The organism is Roseibium sp. RKSG952 (genome assembly GCF_009711355.1).
The window spans coordinates 1-25,277 of sequence record NZ_SMMF01000878.1 but is presented as its reverse complement, the minus strand read 5'-3'; the positions used below and the strand labels follow the sequence as shown (position 1 = coordinate 25,277).

The following is a 25,277-nucleotide window of genomic DNA, read 5'->3' as shown; positions in this document are numbered from 1 at the left end:
TCGAACTCCCGACATCCTCGGTGTAAACGAGGCGCTCTACCAACTGAGCTAATCGCCCGTGCGCGGCTCGCCGCCGCGTCGAGAGCTGCCTTTTAGGCATAATCGGTTCGCTTTGCAAGCCGAATTGTGAGAAGTTTTCAACACAGTGGATAAGCTGGCAGGACACTCGGTCGACCGGCCCCACCCCTTGAAGGTGGTGGGAGTTTTACGAGCTTGCCCGGATCTGGTTGGCATTTATTGTTCAAGGGTATCAGTGTCCGCACCAGCCATTTTCCGGGAGCCTTGCGCAATGTCAAAAGATACGCTTCTGGCCGTGGTCATGATTATCGCGCTCATCGCCGTTGTCGTGTTGTTGTTCAACATCAATGTGGGGCTCGACACCAGAACGTTCGGGCTCATCGCCTTTGGCGCAATTCTCGTATTCGGCGTCGTAAACCTGATCATCGCCCTCACCGGCAACAACCGGGATTGATACCCGGGACACTTGGCACAGGCCCGCTCGCTGCCGGGCAACAACACTCATGAACAAAAAACCCCGCAGGCGGAGCCTACGGGGAAATTGATCCGAAAAGATCGCGAAACGTCTATATCAGGCGTTTACAGCGTCCTTCAGGCCTTTGCCGGCCTTGAACTTCGGGGTTTTGGAAGCCGGGATCTGGATCGTCTCACCGGTGCGCGGATTGCGGCCTTCGGTGGCGGCGCGCTCTGAAACGGAGAAGTTGCCAAAGCCAATGATGCGGACTTCGTCGCCGGACGTCAGGGTCTCGGTGACAGCGTCAAACGTTGCGTCAACAGCTTCGCCAGCCTGTGCTTTCGTCAGGCCGGTCTTTTCTGCAACCGCTGCGATCAGATCGTTCTTGTTCATAGCAGATACCTTTCTAAGAAACGACGGTGAGCCAACGGACTCCGTCGGCGCCGTTGCCGGAAAGTCGGACCAAAATCGATTAAACGCAAGTGATATTTGGCAGAATTCCGCCATTTCCGGAGATTTTCAAAAGAAAAGCCCCGGCAAACCGGGGCTTTTCGCTTCATATATGGACAATCGGGTCCCTAGTGAGCCCGCAGTCCGGTCGATTCGTCATCGACCGCAGCAGGTTTTGCAGCCGCATCCGCTGCCGCCTGATCCCACTCGATGGCCTCGGGAAGCCGGGTCAGGGCCACCTCAAGCACCTTGTCGACGCTGGAGACGGGGATGATATCGAGCGAGTTCTTCACCGAATCCGGTATATCCGCCAAGTCCTTGGCGTTGTCTTCCGGGATCATCACCGTCTTGATACCCCCGCGCAGAGCCGCAAGGAGTTTTTCCTTGAGGCCGCCGATCGGCAAGATCCGGCCGCGCAAGGTGATTTCACCAGTCATCGCCACATCGCGGCGTACCGGAATACCGGTCATGGTCGAAATCACTGCGGTCGCCATGGCAATACCGGCCGAAGGTCCGTCTTTCGGCGTCGCCCCTTCCGGAACGTGAACGTGAATGTCCTTCTTGTCGAAAAGAGGCGGCTCGATGCCGAACTCGACAGCCCGCGACCGGACGTAGGATGCAGCTGCCGAAATCGACTCCTTCATCACGTCCTTCAGGTTGCCGGTGACGGTCATCTTGCCCTTGCCAGGCATCATGACGCCTTCGATCGTCAGCAATTCGCCACCAACCTCGGTCCATGCCAGCCCGGTGACAACACCAACCTGATCTTCCAGCTCGGCCTCGCCATACCGGTAGCGCGGAACGCCGAGGTAGTCTTCGACCACCTGTTCGGTCACGGTGATGCTGGTCTTCTCGCTCATCAGGATGTCCTTGACAGCCTTCCGGGCGAGCGTTGCCATTTCCCGCTCAAGGTTACGGACACCAGCCTCACGGGTGTAACGCCGCACGACAAACCGCAGGGCATCGTCCTCGATCGAGAATTCGCCGTCACGAAGGCCATGATCCTTCTCCGCTTTCGGGATCAGGTGGCGTCTGCAGATCTCGACCTTTTCATCCTCGGTATAACCCGCAATCCGGATGATCTCCATGCGGTCCATCAAAGGCGCCGGTATGTTCAACGTGTTCGCCGTGGTCACGAACATCACATCCGACAGGTCGTATTCGACCTCCAGATAGTGATCCATGAACGAGCTGTTCTGTTCCGGATCGAGCACCTCGAGCAGGGCAGAAGACGGGTCTCCACGGAAATCCATGCCCATCTTGTCGATCTCGTCGAGCAGGAAGAGCGGATTGGATTTCTTGGCCTTTTTCATCGACTGAATGACCTTGCCCGGCATGGAGCCGATATAGGTCCGCCGGTGGCCGCGGATTTCGGCCTCGTCGCGGACACCACCAAGCGACATCCGCACGAACTCACGGCCCGTTGCCTTTGCAATCGACTTGCCAAGGGAAGTCTTGCCGACGCCCGGAGGGCCTACCAGGCAGAGGATCGGACCCTTCAACTTGTTGGCACGTGCCTGGACAGCCAGATACTCGACGATCCGCTCCTTGACCTTTTCAAGACCGTAGTGGTCGGTATCGAGCACCTTTTCCGCCAAAGCCAGATCATGCTTGATCTTGCTCTTCCGGTTCCAGGGGATCCCGATCAGCCAGTCAAGATAGTTCCGCACAACCGTGGCTTCGGCTGACATCGGGCTCATCTGCTTGAGTTTCTTGATCTCCGCAGCAGCCCGCTCCTTGGCTTCCTTGGTCAGGCGTGTCTTCTTGATCTTTTCTTCGAGCTCGGCAATCTCGTCGCGGCCGTCCTCGTTGTCACCCAGTTCCTTCTGAATGGCCTTCATCTGCTCATTCAGATAGTACTCGCGCTGGGTCTTCTCCATCTGGCGCTTGACGCGCGAGCGGATCCGCTTTTCGACCTGCAGGACGGAAATCTCGCTTTCCATCATGCCGAGGACGCGTTCCAGCCGCTCCGAGACGGACACAACGCCCAGGATTTCCTGTTTCTCCGGGATCTTGATCGCCAGATGCGAGGCGATCGTGTCGGCCAGCTTGGAGTAGTCGTCGATCTGGTTGATCGCGCCAAGAACCTCCGGAGAAACCTTCTTGTTGAGCTTCACATAATTCTCAAACTCCGCAACCACCGAGCGGGCCAGAGCCTCGACCTCGATGTTTTCACCGTCGCGTTCCGGAAGCACAGTCGCATTTGCTTCAAAATAGTCTTCACGGCCGGAATACTCGCCGATCTCGGCACGGGCACCGCCTTCGACCAGAACCTTGACCGTGTTGTCCGGAAGTTTGAGGAGCTGCAAAACCGTGGCCAGCGTGCCAACCTTGTAGATCTGATCCGCATTCGGATCATCGTCAGCGGCATTCACCTGAGTGGCCAGGAGGATGTGCTTGTCTGTCGCCATCACCTCTTCAAGCGCGCGGATGGATTTTTCGCGGCCAACAAAGAGCGGGACGATCATGTGCGGGAAGACGACAATATCGCGCAAGGGCAATACCGGGTAGACCCCCGAGGTGGCATCCTCAATCGAGCGGTTTTCTGTTTCGCTCATTTTTTTTCCTTTCTCTGCGCACCCTCCGCCCCTTGCAGGATCTGCTGGCGACGGAAAGCACTTGAAGGACGGCTGCAGGCGCCAGGCGCTTGCGTGAGAGGCCGAACCTGACTGCCCCGATTGGGCACAACCACGTTCGCAGAACCGTCACGTTGTCCTATTAGGTGGACACCGGGCAGGCGGCTGTCAAGGCGGCCAAGGGCGGAACACGGCGTAGGCTGTTGACTACTGCAATTTGCCGCGCCCGGAACGAATTTGCGCCAGATTTCAGACAGTTCAAACGCAAAATGCCGCCATTTCTGGCGGCATTCTAACAAACACGTCACTGTCGTCAGGCGCTGCTTGCCGACGTTTCCTCGCGATCGTCGTAGATGTAAAGCGGACGCGCCTTACCCTCCACCACCTCGGGTGAAATCACGACTTCCTTGACCCCCTTGAGGCCCGGCAGTTCGTACATCGTATCCAGCAGGATCGCCTCGAGAATGGACCGAAGACCACGTGCCCCTGTCTTTCGCTCGATCGCCTTGCGGGCGATGGCCTTCAAAGCGTCTTCATGGAACGACAATTCGACGTTTTCCATCTCGAACAGCCGCTGATACTGCTTCACAAGCGCATTTTTAGGCTCGGTCAGGATCGTCACAAGCGCGTCCTCGTCGAGATCCTCAAGGGTCGCAATCACCGGCAAACGGCCGACGAATTCCGGGATCAAACCGAACTTGAGCAGATCTTCAGGCTCCAGCGCTGAAAACAGTTCGCCGATCCGGCGGTCTTCCGGCGCCTGAACCTTGGCCTTGAAGCCGATCGAGGTCTGGGTGCCGCGATCCGAAATGATCTTGTCGAGGCCCGCGAACGCACCGCCGCAGATAAACAGGATATTCGTCGTATCGACCTGCAGGAATTCCTGCTGCGGATGCTTCCGGCCGCCCTGGGGCGGAACGGAGGCAACAGTCCCTTCCATGATCTTCAGAAGCGCCTGCTGAACCCCTTCGCCCGAGACATCGCGGGTAATGGACGGGTTGTCGGCCTTTCGGCTGATCTTGTCGACCTCATCGATATAGACAATGCCGCGTTGAGCACGCTCGACATTGTAGTCGGCCGACTGCAGCAGCTTCAGGATGATGTTCTCGACATCTTCCCCGACATACCCCGCTTCGGTGAGCGTGGTCGCATCAGCCATTGTGAAGGGGACATCAAGGATCCGCGCCAGGGTCTGGGCAAGCAGGGTTTTTCCGCACCCAGTCGGTCCGACCAGCAGGATATTCGATTTCGCGAGTTCCACGTCGTTGTTCTTCGACGCATGATTCAGGCGTTTGTAGTGGTTGTGGACGGCAACCGAAAGCACCTTCTTCGCGCTTGCCTGACCGATGACATAGTCATCAAGCACATCGCGAATTTCCTGCGGTGTCGGGATCCCGTCCCGAGATTTCACCAACGAGGACTTGTTCTCCTCGCGGATAATGTCCATGCACAGCTCGACACATTCATCGCAAATGAAAACAGTCGGGCCGGCGATCAGCTTGCGCACTTCATGCTGGCTTTTCCCGCAGAAGGAGCAGTAGAGCGTATTCTTGGAATCGCTGCCGCTGGCCTTAGTCATATAATCAACCCCGCGTTCCTTGGGAGGCGGTTACCCCCCTTACCTGTCCTGATCGAGCGGGCGATGGCGAGCCGGCTCGACGTTGTCGCTCGGGAGCGTATCTAATCTTTATAACCTGATGTCACCATGCTTGGCCCGTAAAAATCAACATAGGCTTAAGGCAAAGGTGAGAATCAGCTTCTTCCTCAACCGCCCAAGGCGGTTTGCCAGCACGGCTGACGCACCGGCAAACTGCCTTGTAGCATTATTATTCGGCTTCGCCACCAAGACTCGCACGATCTGCGATCACGCTGTCGATTATCCCGAATTCCTTGGCTGTTTCCGCCGTCATGAAGTTGTCGCGCTCCAGCGCAGCTTCAACATCGTCGAGGCTCTGGCCAGTGTGCTTGACATAGATTTCATTCAGGCGGCGCTTCATCTTCAAGATTTCTTGAGCATGCAGCATGATGTCGGCTGCCTGCCCGCGGAAACCGCCTGAAGGCTGGTGCACCATCACGCGCGCATTCGGCAAGGAGAAGCGCATGTCCTTTTCGCCAGCAGCCAGGAGCAGCGACCCCATGGAGGCTGCCTGACCGATGCACAAGGTCGAAATCGCAGGCCGGATGAACTGCATCGTGTCGTAAATGGCAAGCCCCGAAGTCACTAGGCCGCCCGGAGAGTTGATGTAAAGCGCGATTTCCTTGCTCGGATTATCCGCCTCCAGATACAGCAACTGCGCACTGACCAAAGCCGCCAGATGGTCCTCAATCGGGCCGGTCAGGAAGATAATACGCTCCTTCAAAAGGCGCGAATAGATATCGAAGGCCCGCTCGCCCCGGTTGGTCTGTTCCACGACCATCGGAACGAGAGTGTTCATGTAGATATCGACAGGATCCTTCATACCTCATCCAATTTCTTGAGAGTGCCCCCGTACAGGGGCGTACGGGGCGATGCCAGGTTCAGATTTCGGTCCAACACGGATTGTCCCGCCCCTGAAGCCCGACTCGAAAAAAGCGACACCCCATACATAAGGGATGTCGCCTTGTTCTGGAAGTCATTGCAAACGCGCAGCCACGGTTCGATTATACCGGCAGCCGCGCCGTCCGCTTATGTGAAGGATCTGAGCCAATCAGGCTGCGTCCTCTTCCTCGGCAACCAGCTTTTCGAGTTCTTCCTTGGTGACAGTCTTGTCGGTCACCTTCGCCAGCTCAAGCATGTAGTCGACGACCTTTTCTTCGTAGATCGGCGCCCGCAGAGAAGCCAGAGCCTGCTGGTTGTTGCGGTAGAAGTCAAAAACCTGCTGTTCCTGACCCGGGAACTGGCGGATCCGGTCATAGAGGGCCTTCTGGATCTCTTCCTCGGTGACCTGAATGCTGTTCTTTTCACCGATTTCCGACAGAACCAGACCCAGACGCACGCGGCGCTCTGCAATCTTGCGGTACTCTTCGCGAGCAGCCTCTTCGGTGGTGTCTTCGTCCTCGAAGGTCTTTTCGCTGCGCTTCATGTCGTCTTCGACCTGCTTCCAGACAACGTCGAATTCGGACTGAAGCAGCGCTTCGGGCAGTTCGAAGCTGTAGGCTTCGTCAAGCGCATCAAGCAGCTGGCGCTTGACGCGCTGGCGGGTCATGGCACCGTACTGGCTCTCGATCTGGCCGCGGATGATTTCCTTCAGCTTGTCGAGAGATTCAAGACCAAGAGACTTGGCGAACTCGTCGTCGATAGCAGCTTCGCCCGGCGCTGACACTTCCTTCACGGACACGTCGAATTGGGCAACTTTGCCAGCGAGGTGTTCTGCCGGGTAATCTTCTGGGAAGGTCACTTCCACAACCTTCTCGTCTCCAGCCGAGACACCAACGAGCTGATCTTCAAAGCCCGGAATGAACTGGCCGGAACCGAGGACGAGCTGACCGTTTTCATCCGCACCGCCATCGAACGGCTCACCGTCGATCTTGCCGAGATATGCCATGGTGACACGGTCGCCGTTTTCGGCCGCGCCATCCTTGGCTTCGAACGGCTTGTTGTTCTGCGCGATATCGTTGACGCGCTCATCAACTTCCTCGTCAGCGATCTCGACAACCGGACGCTCGATCTCGATACCGGAGAAATCAACGATTTCGAAATCCGGCAGGATGTCGTAGGCCATCTTAAACGACAGATCCGCGTCGCCGGCAAGGATCTTCTCTGCTTCGGAATCCGGCAGATCGATCGACGGCGTCAGGGCAGGACGCTCGGAGCGCTCTTCGATTGCTTTCTGGCTGGTTTCCTGAATTGTGTTCGACAGGATTTCGGCCATGGCCTGACGGCCATACATCTTCTTCAGATGAGCGACCGGCACCTTGCCCGGACGAAAGCCCTTGATGTTCGCCTTGGACTTCATGTCATCCATATAGGCGTCGAGTTTTGCAGCCAGATCGCCGGCCGGAATGTCGATTTTCAGCTCTCGCTTAAGGCCCTCGGAAAGGGTTTCGGTAACCTGCATGGTGCTTTTGCTTCGTCCTAAAAATGAAGCCGGAGACGGCTCCATCGTGTTTCGATTGAATTTCCCTTGCGCCGTCGGGCGACCTTGACAGACCAGCCTAGCCGGGCACATACGCCGTCGGTTTACTGCGGGTGCGGAGAACATCTGGCCGCCGGCATATGCTGATTTCCGCCACTTGCAACTCCGGACCGATACCGGCCCCTACAAGCACGAAACCTCCCCACGCACCACAGCCTCTCTCCGCTCGAAGCATGACCTCCGAAACGCGCGAGACTGCGCGATACCGGGTGCACCCACAACTGTCAAGCCTTGCGCCCTCCCAACGGCGGTGAACCGGCATTTCTTGTGTGGTTTTAACCCGCGATCCATGAGCAAGGGCAATGCAACGGTATATACGCCGGAAGGCATGCGGACCGCACGCAGACGCCGAGCCCGCCGCCCCGCTGCGGGACCAAATTACGCCTGCATTGAAAGGACGAGAGAGCCGTTCCACTCCAGAAGACTGTATTCAAACTTGCGGAGGAGAGGAGCCCAATCGCAACCTAATTACTGACTCCATCAAAGCCACGTTTCCGGAAACCCACGCAAAAAAACGTAAAAAAATTCCATCCACGAATCCAATTCAGCACCCTAGAAGTCATTATTCAATTTTTACATAGAAATTTTCAAATATACAAAATTAGTTATTACTTTAATTACCTTTAATTTAATTGATTTTATTATACAAGCCTCACATCTGCACATGAGTTAAAACATAATTTCCAGATTATCCGGAATTACAGCCATGAAAATAACTGTACACATCCTGATATCCCCTTTCGGAGAGACATCCGAACGACTGGAACAAGGCTTTGAAATCAGAAAGCAGGAGTTTGCCAAAAAATGGGGCTTTCACGGATACGAGAACTATCCGACGAAACATGACCAAATCCCCGGAACGCGGTTTCTGGTGTTTTCACAGCTCAATTCACGCGGAGAAGACGTGATACTCGGCACCAGACGGATTACCCCTGGCAACCGGAGCCATTACGGAGCCCTGCAACCGGGAAAACTTGCGTTTGAACAAAAATACAAAATCGATCACAACGCCCTCCCCGCCAAGCTCCGCGCCAGACTTGCCGGGAAAACACATTTCGACATCAGGGACATTTTGCCTGGAGCCATCCGCTCTCCGAAACTTAATTATGCGGAAATCGGAGGGTTTGCGATCGACACTCACCTCGCACACCAACTGTTCGAAACAAAAAGCGCATATCTCGCAGCACGGAATGCGATCTACGAAAAGACGATTGAAGTCGCAAAGGACATGGGAGTGGACTTCGTGATTTCCGTAGCGCAGGAAAAAACCTGCTCCAGCAAAAGACATGGTTGAACGAAACCGGGAAGTACGAATACCGGATCCTATCCAGAAACCGACGCGCCTATGAAGACGTCATGAAAGGCGACCAGCCGCTGATCATCAACGCCAGCAACAAGTTTCCCCTTCAACAGGCACTCAGACCACTACCGGCAGAACCACAGCAAGGCATTATCATTTTCAGAAGAGCGCTAGCAAAACAAAAGTGATCAAACCCAAGGATCAGGATGCCGCACAATTACCTCGCACAATGGAGAATCTGTTGACCTGATACGGCTCTGCACAAATTTGGGACAGAAAACCTTGGTGCGGATGGAGGGACTTGAACCCCCACGCCTTGCGGCACCAGAACCTAAATCTGGCGTGTCTGCCAATTTCACCACATCCGCGCCCAGCAGTCTTTGCTGCGAAAGCGGGGCCTCTATAGCACCGGCATTTTTGGCGTCAAAGGAAAAATGACAAGATTATTGCAGTTTACCTCAGACTTTTTTCCACAAGGCGCGCCATCACGGCCTTGAGGGCCCCGGCAAGGTCTTCGGCAATCAAACCCGGACCGGCCTCGGCGCCCGCCTCGCCATGGCACCACACCCCCATCGACGCAGCCTCGAATGCGGGCACGCCCTGCCCGAGAAAACCGGTCACGACGCCCGCAAGAACGTCCCCGGAGCCGGCTGTCGCCAGCCAGGCAGGCGCGTTGCTGTTGATGGCAGCACGTCCGTCCGGCGCCGCGATCACGGTATCCGGCCCCTTCAGAATAACAAGCGCTCCGCTTAGCCTGGCGGCAAGACGCGCCCTGCCCATTCGGTCCGCCTCTTTCAGATCCGGGAACAAACGTGCAAACTCTCCCTCATGCGGGGTCAGCGCAACGGCACCAGCTGCCGAGTGTATCGCCTGAAACAGACAGTCCGGTTGATCGGAAAAACTGGTGAGCGCATCCGCGTCAAGAACCGTCGCACGGCTGGCCGAAAGGATTTCCAGAACACTCTCGCAGGTTCTGGAGCCAACACCAAATCCCGGACCGATGAGACATGCGGAGATGCGCTTGTCGGCCAGCAGTTTTTTCGGCGGCTCATCCGTCGACACGGGACGAACCATTACGGCGGTCAAATGAGCCGCATATGTTGCCAACGCGCCCGCCGGCACCGCCAGTGTTACAAGCCCGGCTCCAGCCCGCAGGGCAGCCACGGCAGCAAGACGCGATGCACCGGTTGAGTGTATTGGCCCGCCAAAAACAACCGCATGCCCCCGATTGAATTTGTGGCCCAGCCGCCCCGGAACCGGAAAACAGTCCCGCCAAAGGCCGTCTTTATTCAAAAAGGTTCGAGGTTTTATGTGAGCAAGAACATCTTGCTCAATTCCAATATCCGCAACGGTCAAGTGCCCGCAATGCTCACGTCCCGGCTCAAGATAATGTCCGGGCTTGGCCCGAAAGAAAGTAACCGTTCTTGCCGCTGTAAAGGCCTCACCCAGAACCGCGCCTGTTGCACCACTGATCCCGGACGGCAGGTCAACTGCAACAACGGGCTTACCGGAATGCCGAACCTCCTTGGCAAGGGCCGCGGGCAAACCTGCCAGAGGCCTGTCAAGCCCCGCTCCGAACAACGCATCAATGACGGCATCAGCGCGCTCAAGGTCCTTTACAATGTCCTCGCGGCTCACCTCAGACCAAGGAAGCGCCATTAATGAAAAGGCTTGAGCAGCATCGCCTTTGAGTGTGTCCGGATCCCGAAGCAGACGAACCGAGACACGATGCCCCGCCTTGTCAAGATGACGCGCTGCAACGAACCCATCTCCGCCGTTGTTTCCAGGCCCGCACAGAACCAGAACAGTGCCGCGTTTGCCCAGCAGTTCCATGACCGCACTGGCGACAGCCAGTCCGGCCTGCTCCATCAGCACAATACCGGGCGTCCCGCCATCGATCGCAAGCCTGTCTGCCCTTGCCATTTCCGCCGGATCAAGCAGACAGGAATGCAATTCGGATAAAGGGATCATGGATACCGCCGTTTCAGATCTTGCTGTCGAGAAGTGCTCTATTTTTTGGGCTCTCGCCTGACACAATGCAAGCTGCCTACACGACCAACGTCGCTCATCAAACAATCTGCACAATTCCCGTTCAAACTGCCCAGTTTTTAATCACATCATTTTTGGGAGGTGGATAACACCGTCCGCCGCCACACGGTAATTACACTATCTCGCGGCGGATTCTGTCGGTTTTTGGCAATAATGCGACCGATTTCCATATTGGCACGGGTCGTGCTTATGGCCAGATGCGGGGATGGCTGGCACCGGCCCTGCTCGCCGGACCCGTTGAGGGACCGTTCATTGCTACCGACCACCATTTGCGGGAGAGAGACAGAAGGTGATGAAAAAGATCGAAGCGATCATCAAGCCCTTCAAATTGGACGAAGTGAAGGAAGCTCTCCAGGAGGTCGGCCTCCAGGGAATTACCGTGACCGAAGCAAAGGGGTTCGGACGTCAGAAAGGTCACACGGAACTCTACCGTGGTGCCGAATATGTCGTCGACTTTCTACCCAAGGTGAAGGTTGAAATCGTCCTTCCTTCGGACTTGGTCGATCAAGCCGTGGAAGCGATCCGCTCCGCAGCCCAGACCGGCCGTATCGGTGACGGCAAGATTTTTGTATCGAATATTGAGGAAGCCGTCCGCATCCGTACCGGAGAAACCGGAACGGACGCCATTTAATCCCACCTCTTGGCCATTCCGGCCGATTGTCATTCAAACCAGCGCTCAGCTCAAAACCAGTAGACCGGGCCGGTTCGAACACAACCCAACCTGATCACATTACACACTAAGGGATGATCATCATGACCACAGCTTCAGAAGTCCTGAAGGAAATCAAAGAAAAGGACGTGAAGTTCGTCGACCTGCGGTTCTCCGATCCGCGCGGGAAAATGCAACACGTCACCATGGACGTGGCACTTGTCGATGAAGACATGTTTGCAGAAGGCGTCGCCTTCGACGGGTCATCCATCGCGGGCTGGAAGGCCATCAACGAGTCTGACATGATGCTGATCCTGGATCCGGAATCGGCACATATCGACCCGTTCTTCGCCCAGTCCACCATGGCGATCTTCTGCGACATCATCGACCCGATCACAGGCGAAGCCTACAACCGTGATCCGCGCATGACTGCCAAAAAGGCCGAAGCCTACGTCAAGGCATCGGGTGTGGGCGACACCATCTTCTTCGGCCCGGAAGCCGAATTCTTCATGTTCGACGACGTGCGCTTCTCCGCTGATCCGTACAACACCGGATTTTCGCTGGACAGCTCCGAACTGCCGTCCAACATGAACTCCGAGTATGAAACCGGCAACATGGGCCACCGTCCGCGCACCAAGGGCGGCTACTTCCCGGTCCCTCCGGTCGACAGCGCACAGGACATCCGCTCCGAAATGCTGTCCGTCATGGCCGAAATGGGCGTTCCGACCGAAAAGCACCACCACGAAGTGGCTGCCGCCCAGCATGAACTCGGCATGAAGTTCGACACGCTGACCAAGACTGCCGACAGCATGCAGATATACAAGTATGTCGTACATCAGGTTGCACATGCCTACGGCAAGTCCGCGACTTTCATGCCTAAGCCGGTCTTCGGTGATAACGGCACCGGCATGCACTGCCACCAGTCGATCTGGAAGGACGGCGAGCCGGTTTTCGCTGGCAACCAGTATGCCGACCTCTCCGAGACCTGCCTCTATTACATCGGCGGCATCCTGAAGCACGCCAAGTCGCTGAACGCCTTCACCAACCCGTCGACCAACTCCTACAAGCGTCTTGTCCCGGGTTACGAGGCTCCGGTTCTCTTGGCGTACTCCTCGCGTAACCGGTCCGCGTCCTGCCGGATTCCGTTCACCTCTTCGCCGAAGGCCAAGCGCGTTGAGGTCCGCTTCCCGGATCCGACTGCAAACCCGTACCTCTGCTTCTCCGCGATGCTGATGGCCGGCCTCGACGGCATCAAGAACAAGATCCATCCGGGCGATGCGATGGACAAGAACCTCTACGATCTTCCGGCCGAAGAACTGGCCGAGATCCCGACGGTTTGCCGCGATCTGCGTGAAGCGCTCGAAGCCCTTGATGCAGACCGCGAGTTCCTCAAGGCCGGCGGCGTGTTCGACGACGACCAGATCGATGCCTACATCGAACTGAAGATGGAAGAAGTCGAGCGTTATGAAATGACGCCACACCCGGTCGAGTTCGACCTGTACTACTCCGTCTAAGACGTCCCTGTCTTCAGACACTGAAAACCCCGGCGAAAGCCGGGGTTTTTTGTTTCATTCAAACCTTTTTAGCGGCCTCCCCTTAACCAGTCAGCCAGGGACTGCCGGTTGCTGCGGCCCCGGCCGTGCATCGCCGGGGAGGAGATCATGGAGTTAAGCACCGCTTCCTGCGTCGTTTCGGCAGCTGCCTTGAACAAAACATCGATCCGGTCTTCGTTCAAAACTTCCCGGGAGATAAAATCGCGCTCCTCGAAATGCGCGGCCTTGTGGGCGGTCGAAAACGCCAGAGCGATGTCACCACTACCATTTCCGTAATACGCCCCGAGCCTTGCCAGCCCTGCACCTGATCGTCTGGCAACCCGTTTCAACTGGCGGCTTTCCAGCGGGGCGTCTGTTGCCAGAACGATGATCACAGAGCCGCGCTCCGGGTCAGAACCCGATCCCTTGGGGTGGGGTTTGCGGCCGTCCGGAAGGATCAGATCGCCCGGGTTGCCGAAATTCGCCAGAACAAGCGCCCCGAGCGTGAACGTCCGTTCGTCAAGTTTGAAAACCCTCGAAGCCGAACCGATCCCTCCCTTGAAGCCGAAGGCGCTCATGCCCGTTCCAGCACCCACGCTTCCCTGTTCGAAATGCGGCGCGGTACTCTGAAGGGCAAACAACGCATCGGCTTCCGTCAAGGCCAGCGCCTGAATGTCGCTCAAATGCCCGTCATTGCACTCCATGACCACCGGATTGACCGTACCGGTTTCCCTTCCGATTTCCGGGTTTTCGGCAATCGCACGTTTGATCAGGGCATGGAGCCCGGTCCCGACCCCGAACGTGTTGGTGAGCAGGATCGGCGTCTCCAGCGTGCCAAGCTCCTCGACCTGGATCAACCCGGCGCTCTTGCCGAAGCCGTTGATCACATCAACAGCCGCAACGAGTTTTTCGCGAAACAGATTGCCTTGATGCGGCTTGATGGCTGTAAAGCCCGTGCGCAGATCTCCCGCGGTCAGGGTTTTGTGCCCCACCGTTACGCCGGCAACATCACCGATCGTGTTCAAGGGTCCGGCCGGAAGGTCTCCACAAACAAGACCAAAAGCGCGCGCAGGCGAAAGAGAAGCTTCAGGCATGGGCCATCCATGGGTTAGTAGGGCGTTTTGGCCCAAACGCGAAGCTGCTGCCCGGCCGGCATTGGGCCAAGCGTCAGCCGGTAGAAGTCAAAAAGATCCCGCCTTCTGGAGGCAAAGAAGTAGCAGAAATGCAACTTGAAAAACCGGAACCGGAGATACCGGTAGCGTTCGGTCGTCATGCGATCCGGAATCCTGACACTGAACCGCCGCGGCTCGGATACACGGCGAGCAATCGATGGTGCGTAGGTTGAAACCGGCGCGGTCCTGCCACAACACATGATATCATGCGGTCCGTAGACATCCGTCCAGTCGAGATTGGGAGCCTCAGCCACACGCGCGACCGCAGTACCAAATCCCCGATGCGCCCCGAAGCCGCCGACATAGCCAAATGCCGAACCCATGGTCAAAACCGTAACTTTGCCCTGCCCCGCGCCAAAACCCGGTATGCGCTTCAGCACTTCCGCAAGCGTGTAGACAAGAACGAAAGTCCCCGAACTGTGAGCTGTGATGACAAGTTCCTCATCCGGCTCGCAGGCATCGGCAATCTCGATAATCCGTGCGGCAAACGCCCCAATGCGGGCGGTCATCTCTGGATCCTCATTGCGCGCCAACCGCCCGATCGCATACCAGTCGTGTATCAGGTACCAGACATAGGACCACCGTTCGGCAATCCGGGTCAGTGCATAGAGCACCACCAACCAGATCGCACTGGCGGCAAGTGTCACCCCTGCGCGCATTCCCCCTTCGCCTGGAAGGATCAGCGGCATGGTCACGACCGGGGCGATTGCCAGCGCAAGAAACACAAAAACCGCCATTGCCGGATACAGGAAGAAGAGACCGTTCGGCCAATTGGCCCGCAGGCCCTTGCCATATCCTCCGGCTAGAGCAAACAAGCCGAACGTCCGCAGCGCTCCGGCGAGAACCACCCAAAGCGGGCGCCTGAAGTCACGCTTCATCAAGTCCCGCCAACCAAGCAAGGAGAACGATGCCGTGACCTTGCCCTCCGGCCAAGCCATTTCGCCATTCCAGTCCGCAGAGGCCCTTCCCGGTTCCAGGTCGAGCGCCAAACCCGAGAATCCGCCCTGCACGTTCCAGTTTTTTCGAAAGGCCGCCAATTCCTCTTCGAATTGACGGAATGGGGCTTCGGGCCTGCGCAAATCGTAGCCGGGTATATAGATCACCCGGCGCTTTCCGATTGCCGGTGTTTCAGTCATGCTCTGGTCCATGCGCCCCCGGTATTTATAGCTGATCGCGCCGGAGCCACCCGCGCATTGCCAAGTGCGCTCGTGTATTTCCGAATTCGGTTTTCATTGCAAGATCGTTCAAGAGCTTGCACGGTTTCAATGCCCGTCCTTCGAGGCAAGGCTTTCCGGCCGAGATCGGAAGCAAATCCAAGGGAAACTACGCGCGCATCGTAATCGTCGGCCCCCGCCTCCATAGCCGGGACCTCGCGATTGGATGGCGCGAAAACACCGTCAAGACCTCAAAACTTGTAGCTGAGCGATGCCTTCAAATTACGGCCTTTCGCGGGATAGAGGCTCAGGTAGGGGGTATACTCTCTGTCGAACATGTTCTCGACAGATGCCCTCAACTCAAGCCCCTCAAAGCGGCCATCCTGTGGTGTCCAGCTCGCAAAGACATCATGCACCCCATATCCTTTGGTGTCATTGTAATTGTCATACCATGCAGCGCTTGTCATGGAATCAGCGTATTTTGCCCGCCATCCCATGGCAAAGCCGACATCAGGGATCTTGAAGCCGAGAACAGTCGCCAAGGTCGTCGGCGAAATATCGGATACCGCCTGGTTCTCAACCCCATACATGTCCCTGAGAGTTCCGACATGTTTTCCGCCCATGACCGAATAGGCCATGCTCGCGAAAACATACGCGCTGTCGTAATAGGCCTCCAGCTCGATGCCGTTGGTATAGTAGCCCCTCAAATTATGATAGGAGGGCGTGTATCCATAGATGTCCTCCCAATAATCATTGTTCGGCCCACCGAACATCACATAGATGTTGTCATAGACCGTGTTGTGAAAATAGGACGCTCTCGTCTTGAGCCGGTCGCCGGGCACAATCAGGTCATCGAAAGTCGCAACAGCGCCGCCTCGCCAGGCAACGACTCGTTCCGCCTCGAGCTGCAAGGAAGACGAGTCCCCCCAAGCGCTTACGTCATATAGCTCGTCAATCAATGGGGCTCTGAGTTTGTAGGCCCAGTCGCCAAACAAGCTGACATTGCTGTTCAGTTTCCACAATGTGCGCAAGGATGGCGACCAGCCAGTGCTGTTGACGGCGCTATAATCGTGCCCCAATCCCGCATTGTTGAAGATTGGCGCTGCATTCTCGATGCCCTGAGTTCGCACCAAATCATACCGGATGCCGGGTATGATTTCGAAGGTGCCGGCGATATCGACCGCATATTCGGTCCAAATACCCCACCGTGTTTCGGTGCCTTCTGGCACATACTCCAATTGATAGTGGCCGTAGTTATACTCTTCGCGATCGGCATAGGCGTCCACACGCGCCCAGCTTTCGCGGTCCAGGTGCTGAAATTGCACGCCGTAGCTCAATTCATGGGTAATATCGGAGCCGAATTGGGAATACAAACTGCTGGTGTTTTTAACTTCCGTGTTGAAAGTATTGTATTTCAGCCAGTTCTCATCACCGCCAATATACCCTGAAGGATCTTGGTCTTCTAACGGGCGGATGTCATGCTGGTCCGTCTGCGACCATCCCCCCTTAATCGTCAGGTCGATCAGCTCATTGTCCGGATTGTAATTATATCTGGCAGACACGACCTTGTCCTTGGTCGTGCGATCTACGGCAAGGCGCAGCAAGGCTTCGTCATAGCCATAAAGATCAATGAGATAACTGGAGACCGACACCTGCCCCCTGTTGGAATCATAGGGTTCGATCTGGCTGGAATTGGAGAAGGCTCCAGACATTTCGAAAAAATGGGCGCCGCGTTCAAGCGAACCCTTGAAGTGGCCACTCCAGGTTTCGCCCTCCGAAAACAGCAGGGTTTCGCCATCTCCGGTCGTGATGTTGTCGCCCATTCTATTGGTGAGCGAAACAAGGAGCTCTGCCCCATGCTCTTCCGAGCGCCCATAAACCGCTCCGGTCTTGTTGAGAGCATTGCCGTTGCTCTCGACACCGAGTTTTGTGAAGGCTCCAATGCTTTGCCCCGGCGCCAGCATATCGCTCGCTGATTTGGAGATCAGCTCTACAGTTCCCCCGAAAGCACCATAGGATTCCGCCGAGAACGATCCCTTTTCCACCTCGATGGTTTTGAGCAGTTCAGGATCGATGAAAATCGTTCCCTGCCGGTATTTCTCAAAGTCCTTTTGCATGCCATCAAAAGAGATCCGAACATCTTCTTGGTCGCCAAAGCCCCATATGTTGATCGATTGCCCACGGGAACGAGCCCCGCCTTTCAAATCAACATTCGGAAGAATGGAAAGTGTCTCGGGAACAGACGACGCCTGCATTGCCTCAAGTGTTTCGCTACTTATGGTCGCATTGGAAACCGTTTTCGCCGACGCATCCCCGCTGGTCACAATGATCTTATCAAGCAATGTAGCCTCAGAAATTTCATCCTCTGCCTGCGCATTCACCACGGAGAACAAAATAGTATTCACGACGACGAAATTACTAAATATTGCGGCATTAAAGCGAAGCCGTGCACGGCAGATATCTTGTTTCATTTCTTGTTCTTTTATTTCCTGATTTTTCCGGTCAGGCGCACGGAGCTACATTTCTTGAATTTTTTACTCAAGTTTAAATATGAGTTTTTTCTTCATATTTTGTGGAAATCGATACTACCGGAACGTGATGTGGAGTGGGCCGGAAGCCGGCTTGAAACGCGAAAATCCCCCGCCAATCCCGGCATTCCGAAGCCTGGAATTTACATCTCCGATCAGGCGGTATAGAGCCTGCCCAAGCGCATCTGGGAGCGCAGTTCCGCGCATTCGAGAACGGGATAGGAATATGAGCGAGTTCAAGTCAGAGTTTCTAAAGGTGCTTTCGGAGCGCGGGTTCATTCACCAGATTTCGGATCCGTCCGGGCTTGATGCGCTTTGTGCCAAGGAAACAGTCACAGCCTATATCGGTTTTGACTGCACCGCTCCGAGCCTGCATGCCGGGTCTCTGGTCCCGATCATGATGCTCTACTGGTTCCAGCAGACCGGCCACCGGCCGATCGCTCTCATGGGCGGCGGCACCACCCGCGTCGGAGATCCGTCCGGCAAGGACGAAAGCCGCAAGATTCTCACGCCCGAGCTGATCGAGGACAACAAGGCTGGTATCCGCAAGGTCTTCGAAAGGCTTCTCAAGTTCGGTGAAGGCCCTCAAGACGCCTTGTTGCTCGACAATGCCGAGTGGCTGCTCAGCCTCAACTATGTCGATTTCCTGCGGGACATCGGCCGGCACTTCTCCGTCAACCAGATGATCCAGCGCGACTCCGTCCGCCTGCGCCTGGAACGCGAACAGCACCTGTCGTTCCTTGAGTTCAACTACATGCTGTTGCAGGGATATGATTACCTCGAAATCTATCGCCGCACGGGCTGCCGCCTGCAGATGGGCGGCTCCGACCAGTGGGGCAATATCCTGTCTGGCACTGATCTTGTCCGGCGTCTGGAAAACACCGAAAGTTTCGCCCTCACCTCGCCGCTTCTGACCACCTCTTCCGGCGCGAAAATGGGCAAGACCGCCGCGGGTGCCGTGTGGCTCAACGAAGACCAGCTATCAGCCTATGATTACTGGCAGTACTGGCGCAACACCGAAGATGCGGATGTGGAACGGTTCATGAAACTGTTCACGGTCCTACCCATGGACGAGATCAAGCGTCTCGCCGCTCTCGGGGGCTCCGAGATCAATGACGCCAAGAAGGTCCTTGCGACCGAGGCGACCGCCCTGATCCACGGCAGGGAAAAGGCCGGGGAAGCCGCCGAGACCGCCCGCAAGGCCTTCGAGGAAGGCCAGTCAGCCGAAGGCCTGCCGACGGTTGAAATCGCAAAGACCGACCTTGAATCCGGCATCGGCGTTCTGAATGCCTTCGTGACCGCCGGTCTGTGTGCCTCGAACGGGGACGTCAGGCGCAACATCAAGGGCGGAGCCGTGAAGATCAATGACAAGGGCGAGCCGAATGACAAGCGTCAGCTCACACTGGACGACGTTACCGCCGATGGCGTGATCAAGCTCTCGCTCGGCAAGAAAAAGCACGTCTTGGTCAAACCGGTCTGACGCACAAGCCGAGACGCTCATTGGATTTTTGAGTAAGAGAAGGCCGGACAATCTGTTGTCCGGCCTTCTTTTGTTATGCTTGTGATTTTCGGAGGATCGGTTTGGTCCGCCCGCCCGGCGCCGCGACCCTAGTGAAACTCGAACATCTTGCGGAAAATCCCGGGCGCAATTGCCGAAATCGGATTGACCGAGAATTTGGGGTCTGCAATCGGGCCCGCCAGCTTGTAGGTCACACCGAGAAGTCCTTCACTCCGGCCTCCGCCCAACGCCCAGCCGATGATCGGGATTTTCGCAAACAGGTTGTTGATCGCATATATCGGGACGAAAGTGCCTGTGAGATCGAGCTGCTGGCTCTCGAGGTTGACCTTACCCGATACCGTGCCGCCAATGACAGCGCCTTTCAGCGCGCCCTTTGTCAAATTCAGGACGTCGCCGTCGCGTGTAAAGGAAATATCAAGCGTGTCAAACGAGGCTTGACCGCTTGATGCCGCCGTATTTGAAACAACCCTGCTTGATTCACCACGTTCGGTCAGCCGTACTCCCTGGCCAAGCTTTTCAATCGCCGGGTCATCAAACAGCGAAAAGCCTTTGACTATGAAACTTCCATCCCATGCCGTGTTGGTGCTCATGGTGATCGCAAGTTGCCCTTTCCCGCCCCTCATGCGTTTGTAAAGATCAAGAAAGCGCAACAAAGCACCTGTATCAGCGAAATCGCCATGTGCATATTTTCCAGATCCGGCCGGGCTTAAGCGGAATGACAATGGTGCCCTTCCATCAATCGTCGCATTCAGATCGACCGTCTCCAGACCTGCCGGTCCGACGTCAATCGTTCCTTTCAGATTGTTCAACCGTCTGCCTTCGAAGCCGACAACCGTTGCCAGATTCACCGAGATGGAAACACCACCGGCAAAGTCTTTACCCGAAGCCCCGCCTCCGGGGCGGCCTGCCCGGCGGATCAGCCCGCGAGCATCGAAGTTGCTTCCGACCATCGCGACCTTGTACTGACGGCCGCTCTTCTGGATTGTGACCGATGCGGTATCGCCTGCTCGCAACTGGAAAGTCGAAAAGGATGCGTTCAGCAATTCCCCCTTGTCCGAAATTGTCAAACGCCCGGACAGGTCAACGCCATCAGACACCAGTTTGAAGCCGGATATCAGCTTTTCACCATCGGTTTCCGTCAACGCGAATGTTGCAGTGGCCGGAACGCCTTTGGCCTTCTGCCAGCCAAGCGCATCCAGTTTCAAAAGTGCGGAAGTCAGATTGATCGAGAACGACTGGCCTTCGTCCGTTTCGTTCACCGTCATGACCAGACTTCCATCCACGAAGCTGGTCAGGTCCACCCCGCGCTGCTTCAATTGTGCGGTCGTGGCGGTTACGACCACGCCCTGGCGGGCGGCAACATCGGAATTGTTCAGCGGCATCACGATATCAATGTCGGCACTCAACCCGTTCAACAATCCCTTGCCTTTGATCGTGACATTGGTTGGATCGGCGGTCAGCGTGACGTCCGCATCTTTGATGAGCTGGCCATAAATCGGCTTTTCCGCCGAAAAATCCTTTGAAACCGCTATGGCGTTCCACTTCACCTGATCCATCTGGATATCGTTGTCGAGCGGGAACTCTGCAGTCACCTTCAGGTCAGCAGAGCCCGAAGGCTCTTCGCCGCCCAAGCCGGCCCGATCCAGTATCCTGAAAGGCGCACTGTTGATCACGTCGCCCAGATCGGCAACCGTTCCCTTCATGTCCACATTCAGATCGCCGATCTTTCCGGTACGGAGCGGCAAATGGAGGATCTTGAAAGCGACCGACGGGACATCGATGTTCTGGTTTCCGGTCATTTTAATAAGGGCGTTTTGCGCCTCAGCTGTCAGCGTTTCGTTGGCGACCGTCAAAGTGCCGTTCAAACCGGATACCGCAGGCACATCGCCGATTGGGGCGACCTGCCCATTCGAGAAAGTGACATTTGCAGTCACATCGTTTCCGGACCAACCCGGATCCGGGTCACTGCGATCAAAGGCCGGTGGACGTACCGCTGCACTGACGCGCGCCGTGTTGATGGTACCCGCCTCGATATGCTCGATGATCCATTTCCTTGCCGGAGGCACAAGTGTGATCGGCCATGCCTGCTTTGCGAGCGGCATGGGAATGGCTTTTCCGTCCAGAACAAAAGCCAGATACGGGCCGTCCGGCTTGATATCGAGGGACCCGGAACCATAGGCCTCCGCACTGCCATTTCGCAACGCCAACCTGTCAATCAACAAGCTACGGTTCTTGAGGTTGGCCCGGCCGTTGAAAGTGATTTCCTCGATGCGGATCGGAGGAAGGGGAATATCCGACGATCCGAGTTGAGCGAAATCCGTGTGGAGCTGAATGCCCCAGTCGTCCGAGCCGGATGCAGGAGGGGTGATGTCTCCACTGAAGTACAGCTGGCTGTTTCCGTTGACCACATGAGAACGCGTGACTTTAATTGCATCGGACCCCGCCGCCCACAGAAGCGACAAGGCCGCATCATCGAACCGCACGGTCGTCCGGCCCATTTGCAACCAGCCTTTCACGGCCCGTGCGACAATATTTGTGCCTGCGAACATGCCGTTTGCCGATAACCGCGCATCAACCTTCAACTCAAACGGCAGTCCCAGTCCCTTGCCCGGTTCCGGGCTTGTGCCGGCATTCATGAGCTCGGCCAGAGTGACGCCCCGGGCAAGCAGCCCAATTCTCCGCTCGCCGCCATTTGCGGGAACTTCGCGCAGGAATTCCAATTGCCATGGACCGGTAACACCAGCGATCCTGGCATCCGCTTTCAAGGTGTTTGTGTCATCCCGGTCAATCTCCGCATCGATCCCGTCGAAGCGCCGGGCCAAACGGCCTTCAAAGGCAACACTGCCGTTGGATATGGTCACCTTTTCCAGTTTCCGGCGGGCAAAACTCGCATCCACAACATCACTGACGCGGTTCACAGCCTCGGTAAGCTCCGCCATGCCGGGAACCTGACCACCGCCTTCCGGCAGCCCTATCGTGACCTGCGGGCGATCGATCAACAGGCTCTTGAAAGTGATGTCTCCGGCAAACAGGTCGATGATCCCCACCGGCGCTTCCACGCGTGGCAGAATGATATTGACCGGGACCTCTCCCGCGACACGCAAATCCGCATCCTGCACCACAACGCGAATACCGTCCGGGTCCCTGAAATCAAGGGATGCATTTGCAATGGTGAGCGTCGCCGCGTCCCGGCTTGCCTGCGTTGCCATGAAATGGGCCAGATAGGGCACATTGATCGGACGTGTCGCGCAAAGATAGACCACAACCGCCAGGCCGAGCACAAAAATGCCCCCCAAGCCCAATAGGATCCGGCGTAACCACACTTTCGAGGTTTTACCCCCAGGCTTATCCTTCTTAGTCCCCGCTGTCATTTATGGCGTCAGCTTTCACTCCAGATCCCCAAATGGACCTTCATGGTGTTGCCTGTCTTACCTGCTGATTTTATCAGGCAACGATTGAACGCGCGTTATCGCTGCCTATGATACGCACAGGCAACCGTGAAAAGCGATGCCAATGAAGAGTCTCCCAACTCCCAGCATCAACATAAGTGTGACAGAAGGAAGGCACGAATGAGTGACATGGATGTCGGCAACCCCGCACCGGATTTTGACTTACCCGCAGATGGAGGGGACCATGTTTCTCTCAATGCGCTCAAGGGCAAGCCGGTGGTTGTTTACTTCTACCCGAAGGACGACACGCCGGGCTGCACCAAGGAGGCGATCGCATTTTCAGGACTTGCCGGCGAGTTCGGAGCCCTTGGAGTGACGGTGATCGGGATTTCACCGGACTCGCCGGAAAAACACGACAAGTTCAAGGCCAAACACGAGCTTACCATCCGCCTTGCCGCCGATACCGATACGAACACGGCACAGGCCTATGGTGTCTGGGTGGAAAAGAACATGTATGGAAAAAAGTACATGGGTGTTGAACGCTCGACCTTCCTGGTCGACAAGGATGGGAATCTTGCAAGGATCTGGCGCAAGGTAAAAGTTCCGGGCCATGCGGAAGCTGTCCTGGAGGCCGCCAAAGCGCTCTGACAGACTGTAAAACTGGGACATATGACACTCAGCACTGAAAACCCACTTCCGGCGACCCTCGTCGCCGGAGCAAAAGCCATTGTGGAAGCGACCGCAACCAGTGAAAAGGTGCGCCTCGCCTATGCGGTTGCGCGAGGCTGGTTTCAACGTGATCTCGCCCTCGGCTCTCCAACGCGGGACGGGACCATGCCGGATCGCCCGGGACGGCCGGAACGGCCGGTGCTCCTTGCCCCCCGGGACATGCCGAAACGAAGTCTTGGCGGACAAGCTGGCAAGGTTGCCCTGATCCATTCCCTGGCGCATATCGAGCTCAATGCGGTTGATCTGACATGGGACCTGATCGGCCGGTTTGCCCATATACGGATGCCACGCTCCTATTATGATGACTGGGTCCGGGTCGGCCTTGAAGAGGCCAAGCATTTCTCCATGCTGGAGGACAGGCTTGCGAAACTCGGGGCGTCTTACGGTGATCAACCGGCTCACGACGGCCTGTGGCAAGCTGCACAGGATACCGGCCACGATCTTGCTGCCCGGCTTGCCATCATTCCGCTGGTACTGGAAGCCCGCGGCCTCGACATCACCCCGCCGATGATCGAAAAGGCCCGCGCCATGGGGGACGAGGACACCGCGAAAGTTCTGGAAGTGATCTACCGGGACGAAAAAAACCACGTCGCCTTTGGGGCAAAGTGGTTCCGCTATTTTTGCGACCGCAAAGGCCAGCGCCCGGAACCATCCTTCCATGACTATGTGCGCAAACATTTCCGCGGCAAGTTGAAACCGCCTTTCAACGACCGCGCCCGCTCGGAGGCCGGATTGACACCCGGGTTCTACAAACCCCTCGCCCCGCTGATCGGTTAGTATATTGAACTGAACTACCCGTTGTACTCACGGGCACCTGATGGCGGATGGTCTGCTGACGCCTTGCTCAATCCCCTGAAGTGTCTCCAGCCTTGCACACAGGCCAAATGGCATCGCGCCATAGCAGAACTGCCACTGGCATTTCCTATGATGCAAAGCGTATTGCTGAAATTGCAAATCGCAGCTGAAGCACAACCTTGACGGCAGCTTGAAATACGCCATTTTTCATCAGCTTAAAATGGAACAAACCTCTGAAAATATAGATAGATTCATACCATGCCCGCGTATTTCTGGCTGCAAGGCCCGTTCCTGCACAATTTGGCACAGGTCCTGCAAATTGAATAACGTCCAACAGGACAACCTCCCCTATCGTGCGTGACGGGGCGTTACCGGACTGTACGCCTCCAAGCACACGAAACTTGGCCTCTGCATCTATTCATCCACCTCCAGATGCAGAGGCCCTCTTTCCAACCCCATTTGACCGCTCATGCCGTTGGACCGCAATTCACTCTCAATCTCTCCCGCCCGGGATATCTGGCCAAGCTGCTATTTATTTGGCACGTCGAGGCAATTCCCTGCCAGATCACCAATGCTCTTTGACTATTGAGATATGCGACAGTGTGACTTTTGACATGACAAGACCACTTCCAGTATTATTTTCTTTAGCAAAACATTCATGGAAGAGTACCAATGGAATTACCGAATATGATTCGCGCAAGAAGCGTTTCCTTTGAAGTCCGCGATGCAGCGGTGGAGCTGATCAAGGAGGCGATCACCCGTGGGACAGACACGCTTGTTCTGCAGTATGACGGCGTGCAATACGGCGATTTTCCCTGGGACGAAGCCGCTCGCGCGGCAATGGCGCC

Annotated in this window: 19 protein-coding genes and 1 tRNA gene; 8 read left to right on the top strand and 12 right to left on the bottom strand. The window is 56.3% G+C overall.

Annotated elements, in window-relative coordinates:
* Window positions 1-289 precede the first annotated feature (289 nt).
* Entirely contained in the window at window positions 290-472 is a 183-nt protein-coding gene (locus E1297_RS13135; protein WP_155138800.1) for a hypothetical protein, read from the top strand.
* A gap of 117 nt (window positions 473-589) precedes the next feature.
* Here the strand turns inward: E1297_RS13135 and E1297_RS13130 are convergent, their stop codons facing one another.
* The 5 genes from E1297_RS13130 to tig form a co-directional block, all read right to left on the bottom strand.
* Window positions 590-865, bottom strand: coding sequence for an HU family DNA-binding protein (locus E1297_RS13130; RefSeq protein WP_155138798.1), 276 nt, complete (start codon window positions 863-865; stop codon window positions 590-592).
* A gap of 185 nt (window positions 866-1,050) precedes the next feature.
* On the bottom strand, window positions 1,051-3,480 hold the full coding sequence (gene lon, locus E1297_RS13125; protein WP_155138796.1) for an endopeptidase La: 2,430 nt from the start codon (window positions 3,478-3,480) through the stop codon (window positions 1,051-1,053).
* A gap of 331 nt (window positions 3,481-3,811) precedes the next feature.
* The gene (clpX, locus tag E1297_RS13120; protein ID WP_155138795.1) at window positions 3,812-5,077 is read right to left on the bottom strand and encodes an ATP-dependent Clp protease ATP-binding subunit ClpX; all 1,266 of its coding nucleotides are present in this window, start codon (window positions 5,075-5,077) and stop codon (window positions 3,812-3,814) included.
* Between the two features lie 247 nt (window positions 5,078-5,324).
* Window positions 5,325-5,957, bottom strand: a complete 633-nt coding sequence (locus E1297_RS13115) for an ATP-dependent Clp protease proteolytic subunit (protein WP_155138793.1) — start codon at window positions 5,955-5,957, stop codon at window positions 5,325-5,327.
* A 228-nt stretch (window positions 5,958-6,185) separates the two neighbouring features.
* Window positions 6,186-7,535, bottom strand: a complete 1,350-nt coding sequence (gene tig / locus E1297_RS13110) for a trigger factor (protein ID WP_155138791.1) — start codon at window positions 7,533-7,535, stop codon at window positions 6,186-6,188.
* 784 nt (window positions 7,536-8,319) lie between these two features.
* Between tig and E1297_RS13105 the strand changes: the two genes are divergently transcribed.
* Window positions 8,320-8,907, top strand: a complete 588-nt coding sequence (locus E1297_RS13105; protein WP_155138789.1) for a hypothetical protein — start codon at window positions 8,320-8,322, stop codon at window positions 8,905-8,907.
* Window positions 8,908-8,969: 62 nt separating this feature from the next.
* Complete coding sequence (locus tag E1297_RS50785; protein ID WP_256372717.1) at window positions 8,970-9,101, top strand: hypothetical protein; 132 nt, start codon at window positions 8,970-8,972, stop codon at window positions 9,099-9,101.
* A 95-nt stretch (window positions 9,102-9,196) separates the two neighbouring features.
* Here the strand turns inward: E1297_RS50785 and E1297_RS13100 are convergent.
* Both E1297_RS13100 and E1297_RS13095 read right to left on the bottom strand, forming a co-directional pair.
* Window positions 9,197-9,281: transfer RNA gene (locus E1297_RS13100), tRNA-Leu, on the bottom strand.
* Window positions 9,282-9,366: 85 nt separating this feature from the next.
* On the bottom strand, window positions 9,367-10,884 hold the full coding sequence (locus E1297_RS13095; RefSeq protein WP_244327746.1) for an NAD(P)H-hydrate dehydratase: 1,518 nt from the start codon (window positions 10,882-10,884) through the stop codon (window positions 9,367-9,369).
* Window positions 10,885-11,254: 370 nt separating this feature from the next.
* Between E1297_RS13095 and E1297_RS13090 the strand changes: the two genes are divergently transcribed.
* Complete coding sequence (locus E1297_RS13090) at window positions 11,255-11,593, top strand: P-II family nitrogen regulator (RefSeq protein WP_155138787.1); 339 nt, start codon at window positions 11,255-11,257, stop codon at window positions 11,591-11,593.
* A gap of 122 nt (window positions 11,594-11,715) precedes the next feature.
* Window positions 11,716-13,125 (top strand): type I glutamate--ammonia ligase, encoded by a 1,410-nt coding sequence (glnA, locus tag E1297_RS13085; protein ID WP_155138785.1) that lies wholly within the window; start codon window positions 11,716-11,718, stop codon window positions 13,123-13,125.
* 68 nt (window positions 13,126-13,193) lie between these two features.
* Here glnA and E1297_RS13080 read toward each other — a convergent pair whose 3' ends face one another.
* From E1297_RS13080 to E1297_RS13070, 3 genes are all read right to left on the bottom strand, one after another.
* On the bottom strand, window positions 13,194-14,237 hold the full coding sequence (locus tag E1297_RS13080) for a P1 family peptidase (RefSeq protein WP_155138783.1): 1,044 nt from the start codon (window positions 14,235-14,237) through the stop codon (window positions 13,194-13,196).
* A gap of 14 nt (window positions 14,238-14,251) precedes the next feature.
* Entirely contained in the window at window positions 14,252-15,451 is a 1,200-nt protein-coding gene (locus E1297_RS13075; protein WP_155138781.1) for a hypothetical protein, read from the bottom strand.
* A 269-nt stretch (window positions 15,452-15,720) separates the two neighbouring features.
* Window positions 15,721-17,811, bottom strand: a complete 2,091-nt coding sequence (locus E1297_RS13070; protein ID WP_196223297.1) for a TonB-dependent receptor — start codon at window positions 17,809-17,811, stop codon at window positions 15,721-15,723.
* 412 nt (window positions 17,812-18,223) lie between these two features.
* Between E1297_RS13070 and tyrS the strand changes: the two genes are divergently transcribed.
* Window positions 18,224-19,477, top strand: coding sequence for a tyrosine--tRNA ligase (gene tyrS, locus E1297_RS13065; protein WP_155138777.1), 1,254 nt, complete (start codon window positions 18,224-18,226; stop codon window positions 19,475-19,477).
* A gap of 128 nt (window positions 19,478-19,605) precedes the next feature.
* Here tyrS and E1297_RS13060 read toward each other — a convergent pair whose 3' ends face one another.
* Window positions 19,606-22,887: an AsmA-like C-terminal domain-containing protein gene (locus E1297_RS13060; RefSeq protein ID WP_155138775.1), complete on the bottom strand. Its 3,282-nt coding sequence runs from the start codon at window positions 22,885-22,887 to the stop codon at window positions 19,606-19,608.
* Between the two features lie 198 nt (window positions 22,888-23,085).
* Between E1297_RS13060 and bcp the strand changes: the two genes are divergently transcribed.
* Window positions 23,086-23,553 carry a thioredoxin-dependent thiol peroxidase gene (gene bcp, locus E1297_RS13055; RefSeq protein ID WP_155138773.1) on the top strand — a complete coding sequence of 156 codons (468 nt, stop codon included), beginning with the start codon at window positions 23,086-23,088 and terminating at the stop codon, window positions 23,551-23,553.
* 21 nt (window positions 23,554-23,574) lie between these two features.
* Window positions 23,575-24,411 carry a ferritin-like domain-containing protein gene (locus E1297_RS13050; protein ID WP_155138771.1) on the top strand — a complete coding sequence of 279 codons (837 nt, stop codon included), beginning with the start codon at window positions 23,575-23,577 and terminating at the stop codon, window positions 24,409-24,411.
* Between the two features lie 145 nt (window positions 24,412-24,556).
* Here the strand turns inward: E1297_RS13050 and E1297_RS13045 are convergent, their stop codons facing one another.
* Window positions 24,557-24,763 (bottom strand): hypothetical protein, encoded by a 207-nt coding sequence (locus tag E1297_RS13045; RefSeq protein WP_155138769.1) that lies wholly within the window; start codon window positions 24,761-24,763, stop codon window positions 24,557-24,559.
* Between the last annotated feature and the right edge of the window lie 514 nt (window positions 24,764-25,277).

Excerpts from the sequence above, each read along its gene's own strand:
- E1297_RS13105 (WP_155138789.1), top strand. The coding sequence starts at position 8,320 with ATGAAAATAACTGTACACATCCTGATATCCCCTTTCGGAGAGACATCC.
- E1297_RS13050 (WP_155138771.1), top strand. The coding sequence starts at position 23,575 with ATGACACTCAGCACTGAAAACCCACTTCCGGCGACCCTCGTCGCCGGA.
- glnA (WP_155138785.1), top strand. The coding sequence starts at position 11,716 with ATGACCACAGCTTCAGAAGTCCTGAAGGAAATCAAAGAAAAGGACGTG.
- tig (WP_155138791.1), bottom strand. The coding sequence starts at position 7,535 with ATGCAGGTTACCGAAACCCTTTCCGAGGGCCTTAAGCGAGAGCTGAAA.
- E1297_RS13095 (WP_244327746.1), bottom strand. The coding sequence starts at position 10,884 with ATGATCCCTTTATCCGAATTGCATTCCTGTCTGCTTGATCCGGCGGAA.
- E1297_RS13090 (WP_155138787.1), top strand. The coding sequence starts at position 11,255 with ATGAAAAAGATCGAAGCGATCATCAAGCCCTTCAAATTGGACGAAGTG.
- E1297_RS13115 (WP_155138793.1), bottom strand. The coding sequence starts at position 5,957 with ATGAAGGATCCTGTCGATATCTACATGAACACTCTCGTTCCGATGGTC.
- E1297_RS50785 (WP_256372717.1), top strand. The coding sequence starts at position 8,970 with ATGAAAGGCGACCAGCCGCTGATCATCAACGCCAGCAACAAGTTTCCC.
- tyrS (WP_155138777.1), top strand. The coding sequence starts at position 18,224 with ATGAGCGAGTTCAAGTCAGAGTTTCTAAAGGTGCTTTCGGAGCGCGGG.
- bcp (WP_155138773.1), top strand. The coding sequence starts at position 23,086 with ATGAGTGACATGGATGTCGGCAACCCCGCACCGGATTTTGACTTACCC.
- clpX (WP_155138795.1), bottom strand. The coding sequence starts at position 5,077 with ATGACTAAGGCCAGCGGCAGCGATTCCAAGAATACGCTCTACTGCTCC.
- lon (WP_155138796.1), bottom strand. The coding sequence starts at position 3,480 with ATGAGCGAAACAGAAAACCGCTCGATTGAGGATGCCACCTCGGGGGTC.
- E1297_RS13075 (WP_155138781.1), bottom strand. The coding sequence starts at position 15,451 with ATGACTGAAACACCGGCAATCGGAAAGCGCCGGGTGATCTATATACCC.
- E1297_RS13130 (WP_155138798.1), bottom strand. The coding sequence starts at position 865 with ATGAACAAGAACGATCTGATCGCAGCGGTTGCAGAAAAGACCGGCCTG.
- E1297_RS13060 (WP_155138775.1), bottom strand. The coding sequence starts at position 22,887 with ATGACAGCGGGGACTAAGAAGGATAAGCCTGGGGGTAAAACCTCGAAA.
- E1297_RS13135 (WP_155138800.1), top strand. The coding sequence starts at position 290 with ATGTCAAAAGATACGCTTCTGGCCGTGGTCATGATTATCGCGCTCATC.
- E1297_RS13080 (WP_155138783.1), bottom strand. The coding sequence starts at position 14,237 with ATGCCTGAAGCTTCTCTTTCGCCTGCGCGCGCTTTTGGTCTTGTTTGT.